Below are 15,323 nucleotides of genomic sequence, written 5' to 3' on the forward strand. Positions count from 1 at the left end.
GTTGGCTCATGATCTTCATAAGAAGCCATGATGATTATTGTTTGTTGACGCTTGTTTGTTTAGTTTTCAAAGAGCAATTGTTACTCCGTCGCCCGGAAGCGACTTTATTAATATATCATTTTCAAACTATCAAAGTCAATAACTTTTTTTAAAAAAACACGACAAAAGCATTTTTTTCATTACTGACTTTGAAGATTATATCAAGCAAACGCCTATTATGCAATACTTTTTCAAAAAGAATCGCTTATAAAATCGCAATTCAAAAGCCAACCCTAAGGGCCGGCTTATTGGAGGACTTCTTCAATATACAAGTGCCTGTTTTGTTCCAGTGCGATAATTTGTTCCGTATCCAGCAGCCTGATCAGCGGCCTTGTCGGAGTTGTTTCGGAGGCGAAGAGGACTTCGGCATCATGACCATCGGATAGCCGAACCTTGCTTCCGATCGAAAAATTCATGACCGCTGTACTTAGTGCACTCAATACACCGATATCGAATTCACCGAACAAGTCTTCCTGGATCATTTCGAGGACCTTGAATGGGGAATTCTTCGGTTTATAGATCCTTTCTGATGTCATGGCATGGAAAGTATCGGCCACAGTAATGATCTTTGCGGATGGATCGATGCGATTTGCTTTTTCCCCAAACGGATACCCGCTTCCGTCGAGCCTTTCATGATGCTGCAGGATGGCCACCTTCGCACTTTCCTTCAACAGCGGGCTATTCTTGACCATTTGATAACTGAAGGTGGGATGTTTCTTGATTTCCTCGTATTCCTCTTCAGTCAGGGTCGATTCTTTGTTCAGGACAGCCTGGCTTATCTTTGCCATCCCACAGTCTGACAGGCAGCCTGCAAGGGCAACCTGGGTGATGTCTCCCTTACTGTGATTGAGTTTTTTGGCAATGAACGCACTTATGATCCCCACAGCGAGGGGGTGGTCATATAGATAATCCGCTTTCGTTGAGTAATGATGCAGATAAAGAATCGTCGAAGAGCTGAATTCAGGATGCTCGATCAGTGGAAGGATAATGCTTCTGACTTTCGAGACATCCATTTGTATGCCAGATTGCCATTTAATGAATTCTTTTTTGAATTCCTGCTTTTTGCGTAAAAATAAATCGATAAAGCTCAATTCACCCGGAACAGGTGCGCTCGTATCCGCTGTTTCCTTTCCAGTACGCGGAGCATAAAACGGTTCACCGTTTACCATCGTTTTTTCAACTTCAACTTCCTTTATCAGAAAAGCCTTAAGCACTTCTATCAGTTGATTGGTTAGCACAGTTTTCTTATTGATGATTGGCCTGTTGGTCCTGCTTACCACATCAGCCATGAGGATACAGCCCTCTTTCAGATTGTTGACATTTACGCGCAAGGCTTTTCCACCTCTTAACTCTAGTTTCTCACTTTCACTTTCAATTTTACTTTATTTTACCAAAAAAGAGGAACACAAATTTGTGTTCCTCCAAATGTTTTTTATTCATTGTCGGTTTCTGGCAGAGCTTCCGATGAATTTTCACTGGTTGCAGGTTCTGCGCCATCTTCATGTGCAGGCCCGTCACCGCCCTCTTCATCAGGATCGATTTCATCGAACTTCTCTTCTTCTTTTTCGACTTGCGCAACGGTCGCAACAAACTCATTTTCCGTCTTATCCAGGGCAATCAGCTTAACCCCCTGAGTATTCCGGCCGGTCACGGAAATCGAACCAACAGGAATCCGGATCAAGACCCCACCTGTGGTGATCAGCATCAAATCTTCCTCGCCGGTTACGACTTTCACTGTCACGAGGTCACCGTTCCTATCAGTAATGTTGCAAGTCTTGATTCCTTTTCCGCCACGGCCCTGCCTCCTGTATTCTTCTGCAGGGGTCCGCTTGCCGAAACCATTTTTGGTGACGACAAGGATCTCAGAGCCTTCTTCCAGGACTTCCATGCCAACGACTTCGTCCCCTTCAGAAAGCGCGATGCCTTTTACGCCCGTTGCGGTACGGCCCATTGAACGGACATCGGTTTCAGGGAAACGGATCAGGAGACCGTTCTTCGTGCCGATGATCATTTCTTTGTCGCCATCTGTAAGGCGCACGGAAATCAATTCATCGCCTTCCCTCAGGTTCAGGGCAATCAAGCCGTTGTTCCTGATATTCGCAAAGGAGGTAAGCGGCGAACGTTTGGAAATCCCCTCTTTCGTTGTGAAGAAAAGGAACCAGTCGTCGACGAATTCCTCGATTGGAATGATCGCATTGACCCATTCTCCCTTTTCGATTTCAAGCAGGTTGATGATCGGGATTCCCTTAGCAGTCCGGTTGAATTCCGGGATTTCGTAACCCTTCGAACGATAGACCTTGCCCTTGTTCGTAAAGAACAAGATCGTGTCGTGCGTCGAGGTTGTGATCAGATGTTCAACGAAGTCATCTTCATTCGTTCCCATCCCCTGGATGCCCCGGCCGCCACGGCGCTGCGCCCTGTAAGTTGACACAGGCAAACGCTTAATATAGCCATTGTGTGTCAGCGTGATGACAATGTTTTCGCGAGGGATCAAGTCTTCATCCTCGATCATCTCCAGCCCTCCGGAAACAATTTCAGTACGGCGCTCATCATTGAAGCGCTCTTTGATTTCCGTCAGCTCTTCGCGGATGATTTCAAGCACTTTTTCATTATCTGCAAGAATGGCTTTTAATTCGGCAATCAACTTCATCAGGTTCTGGAATTCTTCTTCGATTTTTTCGCGTTCCAGGCCTGTCAGCCTTTGGAGACGCATATCCAGGATCGCCTGGGCCTGCTTCTCAGAGAGGCTGAACTGTTCCATCAAGCCTTCCTTGGCGATTTCAGTCGTCCTCGAGCTTCTGATCAAGCTGATGACTGCATCAAGATTATCAAGGGCAATCCGCAATCCTTCGAGAATATGAGCCCTTGCTTCAGCTTTCTTCAAGTCGAATTCTGTCCTGCGGCGGATCACGACAACCTGGTGGTCAAGGTAGTATTTCAAACATTGCTTAAGGTTCAGCACCTTCGGCTGCCCTTCGACAAGGGCCAGCAAGTTGATCCCGAAGGTTGTCTGCAATGCCGTTTGCTTATAAAGGTTATTCAATAGCACATTTGCATTCGCATCTTTGCGGACTTCAATGAAGATCCTCATCCCATTGCGGTCGGATTCATCCCTCAAGTCGGTGATGCCATCGATTCTTTTATCGCGCACGAGCTCTGCGATTTTTTCGATCAGCTTCGCTTTATTGACCTGATATGGAAGCTCACTGACAACGATGACTTCTTTTCCGTTTGTTTTCTGTTCGATTTCAACTTTTGCCCTAAGCGTGATGGAACCGCGGCCTGTCTCATAGGCCTTGCGGATCCCGCTTCGTCCGAGGATCAGCCCGGCGGTAGGGAAATCAGGGCCTTTGATGATTTCCATCAGCTCCTGGATGGTAAGGTCAGGGTCCTTGCTGATTGCGAGGACGCCATCGATCACTTCTCCAAGCTGATGTGGCGGAATGTTCGTCGCCATCCCGACGGCAATTCCCGACGTACCATTGACAAGGAGGTTAGGGAACCTCGACGGCATGACGACCGGTTCTCTTTCAGCACCGTCATAGTTATCTTGGTAATCAATCGTATCCTTGTTGATGTCACGAAGAAGTTCCATCGAAATCTTTGACATGCGAGCTTCTGTATATCGCATCGCCGCGGCTGCATCGCCATCGACCGAACCGAAGTTTCCATGCCCATCTACGAGCATGTAACGGTAGTTGAAATCCTGTGCCATGCGGACCATTGTATCGTAAACCGCCGAGTCACCGTGCGGGTGATACTTACCGATTACTTCGCCGACGATCCTCGCTGATTTTTTATAGGCTTTGTCCGCATGCATACCAAGGTCATGCATGGCGTAAAGAATCCTTCTATGCACTGGCTTCAGGCCGTCACGCACATCCGGAAGCGCACGAGCGACGATAACGCTCATGGCATAATCCAGGAAGGATGAACGCATTTCCTGGCTAATATTAACCTCTTTCACACGATAATTGGGTGTTTCAGCCATTTTTAAGAGGAACCTCCTTTAGGAACTCTGTTCAAGCAATCGCCATGGCCCGCAGAAAACCAGTCCCATAGCGACTTAAGAAAAAGCAGGATAGAGGGAGAAACCACCTATCCTGGCCGTATATTAAATATCTAGGTTCTTGACGTAAATCGCGTTTTCTTCGATGAAATTGCGGCGAGGCTCTACCTTGTCTCCCATCAGGATTTCGAACGTCTCATCTGCTTCGATGGCGCCTTCAAGGCTGACCTGGAGCAATGTCCGCGTTTCCGGATTCATCGTTGTTTCCCAAAGCTGTTCCGGATTCATCTCGCCAAGACCTTTGTAGCGCTGGATTCCCGGCTTCGGCTGCTGCGGCAATTCAGCAAGGATCTCGTCAAGCTGCTTATCATTATAGGCATATTCGATTCGTTTGCCCTGCTGGATTTTATATAATGGCGGCTGGGCGATATAAACATAGCCAGCTTCGAGAATTTGCCTCATATATCTGTAGAAGAATGTCAATAATAACGTACGGATATGGGCACCATCCACATCGGCATCAGTCATGATGACGATCTTCTGGTAACGCGCTTTCGAAATATCGAAGTCCTCGCCGATTCCCGTACCGACGGCAGTGATGATCATCCGGACTTCGTTATTGGATAAAATTTTATCAAGGCGGGACTTTTCAACATTCAGGATTTTACCCCTGAGCGGCAAGATTGCCTGAAAATGACGATCGCGGCCTTGTTTCGCTGATCCGCCCGCTGAGTCACCCTCAACGATATACAGTTCACTGATTGAAGGATCCTTTGATGAGCAATCGGCCAATTTCCCCGGCAAGCTTGAAATTTCCAGCGCACTTTTCCGCCTTGTCAGTTCGCGCGCTTTCTTGGCGGCAAGCCTTGCCCGTGCTGCCATCAAGCCCTTATCGACGATTTTCCTTGCGACTGTCGGGTTCTCGAGCAGGAATTTTTCGAAATGGTCGGAAAACAGAGTATCCGTTACGGTACGGACTTCTGAATTCCCTAATTTGGTTTTCGTCTGGCCCTCGAATTGAGGATTCGGGTGCTTGATGGACACGATTGCTGTCAGGCCTTCACGCACGTCTTCCCCTGAAAGGTTGGCGTCATTTTCCTTGAAGATGCCATGCTTGCGGGCATAATCATTTATGACACGGGTCAGCGCAGTCTTGAAGCCGGCTTCATGCGTACCACCTTCGTACGTATGGATATTGTTCGCGAACGAATAGATATTCCCCGTGTAACTATCGTTGTACTGGATGGCAACTTCAACCGTGATGCCTTCCTTTTCGCCCTCAATGTAGATCGGGTCTTCATGGAGGACTTCCCGTGTGCGGTTCAAGTGCTCGACATACGATCTGATTCCGCCTTCGTAATGGTACTCATTCTTTTTATCCTCAACCCGCTTGTCTTCAATCGTGATACGGATTCCCCTGTTCAGGAATGCCAGTTCACGGATACGGGTAGCAAGTGTTTCGTAATCGTATTCAATCGTTTCTGTGAAAATTTCCGGATCCGGCTTGAAATGGACGGTTGTGCCAGTATGGTCCGTTTCACCGATTATCTTCAATGGATCTCCTACCGCGCCACGTTCGAATTTCTGGTAATAGACATTGTCATCACGATGGACAAACACTTCAAGATAGGTGGACAGGGCGTTAACGACTGATGCACCGACACCGTGCAATCCGCCTGATACCTTATAGCCTCCGCCGCCGAATTTCCCGCCGGCATGGAGGACCGTCATGATGACCTCAACTGCAGGCTTGCCCATTTTTTCATGGATCCCGACAGGAATTCCCCGGCCGTTATCCCTGACCGTGATACTGTTATCTTCCTCGATTATGACATTGATCTCATCACAGTAGCCAGCAAGCGCCTCATCAATACTATTATCAACGATTTCCCATACTAGATGGTGCAATCCTCTTGCACTCGTTGAACCGATATACATTCCCGGGCGTTTGCGCACTGCCTCGAGGCCTTCAAGCACTTGTATCTGGTTTTCGTCGTACGCTTGTCCCTGCATGGATTGCTCCATTGCCATATCGATCACCTACACTTTCCGTTATCCTTCTTTTGCATATACTAATCTATATTAAAACTCCTGGACTGATGATTTCATGGAGCGTTTCTTTAAAGTCCCTGATGCCAATGGCGAAAAATAAACAAGATCGCCAGTGACGACGATGGATTTGGCTGCGCCCTTTGCCAGATGGACGGCTTTCTTCTGCTGCCGTCCAATGAATTCTTCCATGAACGGAGAAGATTTTGCGCTGTCGATATCCAGGATTGCGATAATGTCCCGTGTCCTTACCAGGACTTCTTCGCCAACATGCAAGTACATTACATCCACCTCACTGGATTCTCGCCATATTTCCCGCTTCCACCCTGAAGGCAGCCGCTTCCTTCAGCGTCTGATGGTCGATTCCATCCACGCTCGTTGTCGTCACGAAGGTTTGGACTTTTCCCTGGATGGTGTTCAATAAGTGGGATTGGCGGTAATCGTCTAGTTCAGACAGCACATCATCAAGCAGCAGGATCGGATACTCGCCAATCTCGGCCTGGATCAGTTCGATTTCTGCCAGTTTCACCGACAACGCGGTCGTCCGCTGCTGGCCCTGCGATCCGAAGGTCTGGACATCGCGCCCATTCACAAAAAATTGCAGATCGTCCCGATGCGGACCGAACATACTCGTTCCACGGTCGATCTCCCTGTTTTTCACTTTCGCGAATTTTTCCTCATAGACTGCTATCATTTTCGACAAATCATCCCCTTCTGATACGTCTGCAGAAGGTTTATAGACAATTTCAAGGCTTTCGAGCCCTCTTGAGATGCCCTGGTGGATCGGCAATGCCCACTTTTCAAGCAGTTTCAGGAACTCGAATCTCTTTTCGACAATCTTTGCAGCTGACTGGATGAATTGTTCCGTCAGGATTTCTAGCATCGTCATATCAGTGCTTTTCTTGATTTGCAGCTGTTTGAGGTAATGGTTCCGCTGCTGCAGGATTTTGTTGTACTGGCTCATTTCATGCAAATAGACTGGAGATACCTGGCCAATCTCCATATCAATAAAACGGCGCCTAACTTGAGGACTCCCCTTTACTAGGTGAAGGTCTTCAGGCGCGAACATGACAACATTCATATTGCCTACATATTGGCTGAGCTTCCGCTGTTCGAGATGGTTCACCCTTGCTCTTTTTCCTTTTTTGGAAATGACCAGCTGCATGGGCAGCGAGCCGCTGCTTTTTATGATCCGTCCTTCTATTTTAGCATATTCCTCGTCCCAGCGAATAAGATCTTTATCATTGGAGGTCCGATGGGACTTGGCCATTGCCAGGACATAGATCGATTCCATCACATTCGTCTTTCCCTGCGCATTCTCCCCAAGGATCACATTCACCTTGTTTTCGAAGGGAATCTCGAGCTCAGGGTAATTCCGATAATTTTTCAATTTCAGATCTTCTATATACATGGACAGTCCATCCTCTGAATTATTGCGTTATGAGGAACTCCCCAAAACCGGGGATCCTCACTTGGTCCCCCGCACGAAGCTTCCTTCCTCTTCGCTGGTCCTGTTCACCATTGATAAAAACATCATGCTCGCTTAAAAACCATTTCGCCATTCCGCCTGATTGGATGACATCGGCTAGTTTCAAAAATTGGCCGAGGGTTATATATTCCGTATCGATTTTGATTTCTTCGTTCACGTCCTCACCCTTTTCTTCCAAAAAGACTTAATACTTTATTCTACTAAATTTTTACCAGGGAAACAAATATTCTAAATAGCCGCTCCAATCATAAAAAGGCCACCAGCGTCGAACTGGTGGCTCTATTCTAATCCGTGGCTGCATTTTCAAATGCTTAGTAGGTCCTTACTGGCAGGATCAGCTGCAGGATGGAATCATCATGCATTGGCCTGATGATGAATGGCCTCATCGCGCCGGTAAAGCTGATTTGGATCTCTGTACCTTCAAGCGCCTTCAAGGCATCCATCATGTATTTCGCGCTGAAGGAAATTTTCAGGTCTTCTCCTTCAATCGACTGGCTCTGGATTTCTTCCACAACTGTTCCGATTTCCGGTGTATTGGAAGATACCTCGATCGCCCCTCCCTCGATTATCGAGAACTTGACGACATTGTTCCTTCCTTCCCTCGCAAGCAAGGAAGCGCGGTCGATTGCATGCAGGAATTCCTTTGTATTCACAACGACATCCGTCTTGCTTTCAGTTGGGATTAACCTGGCTGTGTCAGGGTAATTCCCTTCAAGCAGCCTAGAGAAAAACAATAGATGTTTCGCCTTGAACAATACCTGGTTTTCAGTAATGACGATCTCGACAAGATCCGAGCTGTCATCAAGAATCTTGCTCAATTCTGTTAGGCTTTTTCCCGGAATGACAACATTATAGTTTTCGGAATTCTCTGCTTCCAGCTTCGCTTTTCTTAACGCAAGCCTGTGGCTATCTGTTGCAATACAGATCAATTCATTATTTTCGACCTTCCAGTTTACACCTGTCAAGATCGGGCGTGTTTCTGAGGTGGACACTGCGAACACAGTCTGGCGGATCAGGCTTTTCAGCAAATCAGTAGGAATCCTGAAAACATGTTCCTCCGAAATTTGCGGAAGGTGCGGATATTCCTCGGCATCCAGTCCGTTCAGGTTGAATTCGGACTTCCCAGAACGGATGACAGTCTGCAAATGGTTGTGGACTTCGATTTCCACAGTGTCTGTAGGCAGCTTCTTGACGATTTCGCTGAAAAAACGGGCCTGCAGTACGATCGATCCGGTCCGTTTTATTTCGACGATTTCATCGCCCGCCTCTTCCTTTGGAATGAAAGATTCGATTGAAATATCGGAATCGCTGCCTGTCAAGGTCACTCCATCCTCTGAAGCGACAATCTTGATTCCTGTCAAAATCGGGATCGTCGTTCTGCTTGTTACTGCCTTCATAACATCCTGGACGCTTTGCAGCAATGAATCGCGTTGGATTATAAATCTCATTTTTTTAATCCTCCGTTAAGTATATTTTCTCTGCGAAAATCATATAATTATTATGTTTTTAAAATAGTAGAAGTACTAGTAGTGCCTGTGGATTTGTGGATAAGTCGATTGATCAAAGGAAACACAGTCTATCCACATGTGGACAGACTGTGTGCAAACAGCGGATAGTTATTCACACTTTTCCTTATACTCTTAACTGTTCATTTATGTCTTTAAGCTGTCTTTGCAGCTGAGCATCGCTCGTGATCAGCTTCGAAATTTTCTCATGGGCATGGATGACGGTCGTATGGTCGCGGCCGCCGAATTCCTCCCCGATCTTAGGGAGTGAGAAATCAGTCAGTTCCCTTGATAAGTACATGGCGATCTGCCTTGGGAAAGCCACGGATTTGGTCCGCTTCTTTGCCTTGAAATCCTCCAGCTTCACATTGAAATGCTGACCGACTACCCGTTGGATATCAAGGATCGTGATCACCTTCGGCTTGGAGCTTGGGATGATATCCTTCAGGGCTTCCGCGGCAAGATCGGCGTTGATGTCCTTATTGATCAATGAAGAATAAGCGACAACCCGGATCAACGCTCCCTCCAGTTCGCGGATGTTGGAATCAATCTGGTTTGCGATATACAGCATCACTTCATTCGGGATATCGAGCCCTTCTGCTTTCGCTTTCTTCCGCAGGATCGCAATCCTTGTCTCCAGGTCAGGAGGCGTGATATCGGTGATCAAACCCCATTCAAATCGGGATCTCAGCCTGTCTTCCAAAGTCGGGATCTCTTTTGGCGGCCGGTCGCTCGAGATGACAATTTGCTTGCTTTCCTCATGCAATGTATTGAATGTATGGAAAAATTCTTCCTGCGTTTGTTCTTTTCCAGCCAGGAATTGAATATCATCTATGAGCAGGACATCGACGTTCCTGTATTTGTTTCGGAAATCGCCTGCTTTATTGTCACGGATTGAGTTGATGAATTCATTCGTGAATTTTTCGGATGATAAATAAACGACCTTGGCATTCGGATTATGGTCCTGCACGTAATGCCCGATCGCATGCATCAAGTGGGTTTTCCCGAGCCCGACTCCCCCGTAGATAAATAAAGGGTTGTAGGCCTTTGCCGGCGCTTCCGCCACTGCTAGTGAAGCGGCATGGGCAAACCTGTTCCCCGATCCTATGACGAAAGTATCGAATGTATACTTTGGATTCAGCATACTGACAGGGAATTCAGGTGTTTCTTCATCCTTCTTGATCCTCTTTGGCGGCAGCGGAAGATCCAGATCTTCCTCCTTTTGATTCTGGGGAATAATGAATTTCACAGAAAGTTCTTCGCCGGTGATTTCATACAGGATCCCGCTGATTAACTGGGAATAGCGTTCTTCAAGCCAATCACGCGCAAATTCGTTCGGTGCTGTGATTGTCAGTACATCACCCTGGAGAGTATGTGCTTTTGTCGATTTCAGCCATGTTTCGAAACTCGGCTTGCTGATTTTTTTCTCGATTTTCGCGAGAGCATTATTCCAGAGGTCTGTGATATTCTCCAACAATTGTCCCTCCTTTTCTGTCGGTTTCATAAAAAACCAGGTTATACAAGCTGTACAACCCCTTTGATTTATAAATATACGAAACTATTAATGTGGAAAAATATATAATAAGGAAACAAAGGAGGTTTTCGACATTATCCACGGATTGTGGACAAAGTTTTACAACAGGCCTGAATAACCTATCCACAGGTTATCCACACTTTGTGGATAATAACATATGCATGGTTAATTTATTAAGAGTGAAAACACAAATATAATACCAAATAATCTGGCTTGGCGCAACGCCTTTTCATACATTATCCACAATCCCTTCCCGATGTGGAGTATAATTGTCCACAGGCAGTTAGATTGTGTAGAAGTTGTCAAAACGGGCTGTGGATAAAGATAGAGCCTGTCGATTTTTGTCCACAGGCAAATGATTGAGCGGAAAAAAATGATTTTTTAGGTGGATCACCTTCCGGGATAATCAAGTATTTTCCTTTCACAGGGACAGGCAGTTTTTTTCATAGGCACTTGACAATCGAATACTCGCATCTTTATAATTACAAAGACTGTCTGTTACAGCTATTCCTCAGGGAGGTGTCACATATATGAAACGCACTTATCAACCAAATAAACGCAAACACAGCAAAGTTCACGGATTCCGTGCCCGCATGAGCAGTGCGAACGGCCGTAAGGTTCTTGCTCGTCGTCGTCGCAAAGGAAGAAAAGTATTATCAGCGTAGGCCACTGAAATGTCAGTGGTCTTTTTTCTCTTTGGGCACTACTAATTTTGAGGGAAAGATGAGATCCACTGGGAATTGAAGGTGTTATATAGATGAAAAAAGGGTTCAGAGTGAAAAAGAACAAAGAATTCCAGGAGGCTTTTAAGAAAGGGAAATCTTTTGCCAACCGCCAATTCGTCGTTTATGTGATGAAGAGACCTGGGCAGGAAAATTTCAGGATCGGTCTTTCGGTCAGCAAAAAAATCGGGAACGCGGTTGTCCGCAACCAGATCAAGCGCTATATCCGCCAGTCCTTCCATGAACTGCAGGATCGTGTACATACAGGGAACGATTACATCATCATCGCGCGTAAGCCGGCAGCTGAAATGGGCATGCATGATGTCAAAGCGAGCCTTGAACACGTGCTGAAGGTGGCCAGGGTTTTGAAGAAGCCGAGAGCTGTCGATAATGATTGAAATGAAAATCATCATGATTTGCATTTTTTAAAAGCGCTTCCGCTTAAAAGATGTTAAAATACTGTTGATTGCATTTTGCCGGTATTCTTAGGCAGACGATGCTTAATTTGGACAAACAATAAAAATATAGAAAACGTTGCTGCAGTTAGGAGGAAATAGAGTTTGAAAAAAAGAATATTATTGGTAATGGGCTTGCTTTTGGTGGTGACCCTACTGACAGGCTGTACGGAGTTTGACCAGCCGATCACGCCTGAGAGCAAGGGTTTCTGGAATGAATACATCGTTTATCCACTATCCATGCTGATCGTGAAAGTGGCTGAGATGCTCGGCGGCAGCTTCGGCTTTTCGATCATTGTTGTCACGCTGATCATCCGCCTGGCGATCCTGCCGCTGATGATCAAGCAAACCAAGAGTTCGAAGGCAATGCAGGCATTGCAGCCGGAGATGCAGAAGCTGAAAGAGAAATACAGTTCAAAGGATCAGAAAACACAGCAAAAGCTTCAGCAGGAAACAATGGCTCTTTTCCAAAAGCACGGGGTCAATCCACTCGCTGGATGCTTCCCGCTTTTAATACAAATGCCGATCCTGATCGGTTTTTACCATGCAATTTCAAGAACGAGGCAGATTGCCGAGCATAACTTCCTGTGGTTCGACCTTGGCTCACCGGATCCGTTTTACATCCTGCCGATTGTCGCGGGTATTACGACTTTCATCCAGCAGAAAATGATGATGGCTGGCCAGGAAAATAATCCGCAGATGGCGATGATGCTCTGGCTTATGCCGATTATGATCGTTGTGTTCGCGATCAACTTCCCGGCGGCCCTTTCCTTGTACTGGGTAGTCGGAAACCTGTTCATGATTGTCCAAACCTATTTTATTAAAGGGCCGGATCTGAAGAAGACAACAGCTGCCGGCAATGCGGGAGGAGCAAAGAAGTGAAACAAGTAACTGCTACAGGACAAACTGTCGACGAAGCAGTAGAATCAGCTTTAGCTCAATTAAACACAACAAAAGACCGCACAGAGATCAACGTAATTGATGAAGGCAAAAAAGGATTGTTCGGCCTGTTCGGCACGCGTCCTGCTGTCGTCAAGGTAACCGTCAAAATCGATGCCATCGAGGAAGCGGTGAAATACTTGAAGTCAGTTGGGGAGCAGCTGGGCGCACCAATCGATGTTGATGTCAAAAAGGACGGGAAGCACGTTCACTTTACATTATCAGGCGAGAAAATCGCGCTGCTGATTGGCAAGCGAGGCCAAACGCTGAATTCCCTCCAATATTTGACACAGCTTGTCATGAACCGGTATTCCGAACAGTTCTCCATTGTCCTGCTCGATGCCGAAGACTATCGCAAGCGCCGGAACGAAACACTCATCCAGCTTGCTGAACGCCTGGCGCAAAAAGCAATCAGGACGGGCAAGAGTGTTTCGCTCGAACCGATGCCTTCGTATGAACGCAAAGTGATTCATACTGCATTGATGTCCAACAACAAAATCAAGACCTATTCGGATGGCACAGAACCGCACCGTCACATTGTGATCACGCCATCGAAATAATCAGAAGGGAAGACCCGGTCCATGAACCGGGTCTTTTTTCGATGCTTTTTTCGGGTGGTGACGCCCTTTCAGCTTTGCTCTTTTTTATACGTTGATGCTTATCTCAGCAATGATGCTTTTTTTCAAGTGCTGAGCTTTTCTCCACGCTGATATCTTTTGCGGATTGATACCTTTATCTTTGCTGAAATTCAAGCTTTTGAACCGGAAAAAAACGATCTGTTTTTTCCAGTATCCCAGGATTTCGGCAAATGTTTGGGGGATTATGAAAATATTTATTCGCGGAAACAAGTTTTTTTTTGCGGGGTTTCGACAAATATTCGCTGAGACTCCCCTCGATTACCAGCATCTTTCCTTAACTCCCCGTCTGAAAAGTTCTCCACAGGCCTGCCAAAATACTTTCCTCCTCGGGTTTTATTGTTATTCACATGTGGATAAGTTAAAATTATAGATATTTAATTTTGTGATTGTGGATAATTTCAGTAAGTGTTTCTTTTTTAAAATATGATGATGTGGTATTCTATTAATTTGTAGAAAACAAACTTTATCATTGTTGAGTAATAGATGAATTTTTCCGAAGAAGCGGGGTGAAAGACATGGAATTTGATACAATTGCGGCGATTTCTACGCCGATGGGAGAAGGAGCGATTGCGATTGTCCGGTTGAGCGGTGACCAGGCTTTCGATATTGCGGATCGTCTGTTCAGAAGCCCTGGAGGCAAGAAGCTGGAAGATGCAGAATCGCATACGATCCATTACGGCCACTTGATCGATCCAAAAAGCGGACAAGTTGCCGAAGAAGTGATGGTTTCGGTGATGAGGGGGCCGAAAACGTTCACGAAAGAGGATGTAGTTGAAATCAATTGCCATGGGGGTCTTGTTTCTGTAAACCGCGTTCTCCAGCTGGTGCTTAATCAGGGTGCGAGATTGGCTGAGCCGGGTGAATTTACAAAACGGGCTTTTTTAAATGGAAGGATCGATTTATCCCAGGCGGAAGCTGTCATCGACCTGATCAGGGCAAAAACGGACCGGGCAATGAATATGGCCCTTGGCCAGATGGAAGGGCGCCTTTCAAGGCTGATCCAGAAGCTTCGCCAGGAAATTCTCGAGGTGCTCGCCCATGTCGAGGTGAACATCGATTATCCAGAGTATGACGATGTCGAAGAAATGACCCACAAAATGCTATTGGAAAAAGCGAATTACGTGAAGGCTGAACTGGAAAAATTGCTTCAGACATCCCAACAGGGGAAAATCCTGCGCGAGGGCCTGTCGACCGTGATCGTCGGCCGCCCGAATGTCGGGAAGTCGTCGCTGCTGAACAGCCTTGTCCACGAAAACAAAGCGATCGTAACAGACATCCCGGGGACAACGAGGGATGTCATCGAGGAATATGTCAACGTGCGGGGTGTGCCGCTAAGGCTCCTTGATACGGCAGGGATAAGGGAAACAGAGGATATTGTTGAACGGATTGGTGTGGAACGTTCCCGCCAGGTCCTGAAGGAAGCGGATTTGATCCTGCTCGTTCTGAACTATTCGGATGAGCTTTCGGAAGAGGATCGGAACATTTTCAAAGCAGTCGAAGGCATGGATGTCATTGTCATCGTCAACAAGACGGATCTGCCGCAGAAGATCGATATGGAGGAAGCCAGGATGCTTGCGGAGGATTACCCGCTAGTGACGACTTCGCTGCTCGAAGACAGGGGAGTAGACGAGTTGGAAGAAGCGATTTCTTCCTTATTCTTCTCAGGCTCGATTGAAGCTGGCGATCTTACGTACGTTTCGAACAGCCGCCATATTGCTTTGCTGAACCAGGCTGTCCATGCGATTGAAGAAGCAATCAGCGGGGTGGAAATGGGAACGCCGATCGATATTGTCCAGATTGATTTGACTCGATCTTGGGAGCTGCTTGGGGAAATCATCGGCGAAAGTGTCCACGAAAGCCTGATTGACCAGCTGTTCTCTCAATTTTGCCTAGGGAAATGATTTTTACAGGAAAATAATCAGCTGCGGCTGATGAACAACAAAA

Annotated in this window: 13 protein-coding genes; 5 read left to right on the top strand and 8 right to left on the bottom strand. The window is 46.6% G+C overall.

The features are described from left to right. Positions 1-284: 284 nt before the first annotated feature. The 8 genes from JJQ88_RS18795 to dnaA all read right to left on the bottom strand — a co-directional run bounded on the left by JJQ88_RS18795 (position 285) and on the right by dnaA (position 10,565). A complete protein-coding gene (locus JJQ88_RS18795; RefSeq protein ID WP_210367579.1) occupies positions 285-1,370 on the bottom strand; it encodes an HD-GYP domain-containing protein in 1,086 nt (361 codons plus the stop codon). Positions 1,371-1,471: 101 nt separating this feature from the next. Then, entirely contained in the window at positions 1,472-4,030 is a 2,559-nt protein-coding gene (gyrA, locus tag JJQ88_RS18800) for a DNA gyrase subunit A (protein ID WP_210367580.1), read from the bottom strand. 123 nt (positions 4,031-4,153) lie between these two features. Beyond that, entirely contained in the window at positions 4,154-6,061 is a 1,908-nt protein-coding gene (gene gyrB, locus JJQ88_RS18805) for a DNA topoisomerase (ATP-hydrolyzing) subunit B (RefSeq protein WP_481748321.1), read from the bottom strand. A 69-nt stretch (positions 6,062-6,130) separates the two neighbouring features. Then, complete coding sequence (gene remB / locus JJQ88_RS18810; protein ID WP_210367581.1) at positions 6,131-6,379, bottom strand: extracellular matrix regulator RemB; 249 nt, start codon at positions 6,377-6,379, stop codon at positions 6,131-6,133. 10 nt (positions 6,380-6,389) lie between these two features. Then, on the bottom strand, positions 6,390-7,508 hold the full coding sequence (recF, locus tag JJQ88_RS18815) for a DNA replication/repair protein RecF (RefSeq protein ID WP_210367582.1): 1,119 nt from the start codon (positions 7,506-7,508) through the stop codon (positions 6,390-6,392). Between the two features lie 19 nt (positions 7,509-7,527). Beyond that, positions 7,528-7,743, bottom strand: coding sequence for a S4 domain-containing protein YaaA (gene yaaA / locus JJQ88_RS18820; RefSeq protein WP_210367583.1), 216 nt, complete (start codon positions 7,741-7,743; stop codon positions 7,528-7,530). Between the two features lie 154 nt (positions 7,744-7,897). Next, positions 7,898-9,034 carry a DNA polymerase III subunit beta gene (gene dnaN / locus JJQ88_RS18825; RefSeq protein ID WP_210367584.1) on the bottom strand — a complete coding sequence of 379 codons (1,137 nt, stop codon included), beginning with the start codon at positions 9,032-9,034 and terminating at the stop codon, positions 7,898-7,900. A gap of 184 nt (positions 9,035-9,218) precedes the next feature. Then, positions 9,219-10,565 carry a chromosomal replication initiator protein DnaA gene (gene dnaA, locus JJQ88_RS18830; protein WP_210367585.1) on the bottom strand — a complete coding sequence of 449 codons (1,347 nt, stop codon included), beginning with the start codon at positions 10,563-10,565 and terminating at the stop codon, positions 9,219-9,221. Between the two features lie 590 nt (positions 10,566-11,155). Here dnaA and rpmH point away from each other — a divergent pair. The 5 genes from rpmH to mnmE all read left to right on the top strand — a co-directional run bounded on the left by rpmH (position 11,156) and on the right by mnmE (position 15,280). Further along, positions 11,156-11,290 carry a 50S ribosomal protein L34 gene (rpmH, locus tag JJQ88_RS18835; RefSeq protein ID WP_013059930.1) on the top strand — a complete coding sequence of 45 codons (135 nt, stop codon included), beginning with the start codon at positions 11,156-11,158 and terminating at the stop codon, positions 11,288-11,290. 92 nt (positions 11,291-11,382) lie between these two features. After that, on the top strand, positions 11,383-11,745 hold the full coding sequence (gene rnpA / locus JJQ88_RS18840; protein ID WP_210367586.1) for a ribonuclease P protein component: 363 nt from the start codon (positions 11,383-11,385) through the stop codon (positions 11,743-11,745). A 162-nt stretch (positions 11,746-11,907) separates the two neighbouring features. After that, positions 11,908-12,684, top strand: a complete 777-nt coding sequence (gene spoIIIJ / locus JJQ88_RS18845) for a YidC family membrane integrase SpoIIIJ (RefSeq protein ID WP_210367587.1) — start codon at positions 11,908-11,910, stop codon at positions 12,682-12,684. Further along, a complete protein-coding gene (jag, locus tag JJQ88_RS18850) occupies positions 12,681-13,301 on the top strand; it encodes an RNA-binding cell elongation regulator Jag/EloR (RefSeq protein WP_210367588.1) in 621 nt (206 codons plus the stop codon). Before spoIIIJ ends, jag begins: the two co-directional genes overlap by 4 nt. Before the next feature lie 593 nt (positions 13,302-13,894). Further along, positions 13,895-15,280, top strand: a complete 1,386-nt coding sequence (gene mnmE / locus JJQ88_RS18855) for a tRNA uridine-5-carboxymethylaminomethyl(34) synthesis GTPase MnmE (RefSeq protein ID WP_210367589.1) — start codon at positions 13,895-13,897, stop codon at positions 15,278-15,280. Positions 15,281-15,323: the final 43 nt, after the last annotated feature.

Source organism: Bacillus sp. REN3 (assembly GCF_017912555.1).
Classification (GTDB): domain Bacteria; phylum Bacillota; class Bacilli; order Bacillales; family Cytobacillaceae; genus Mesobacillus.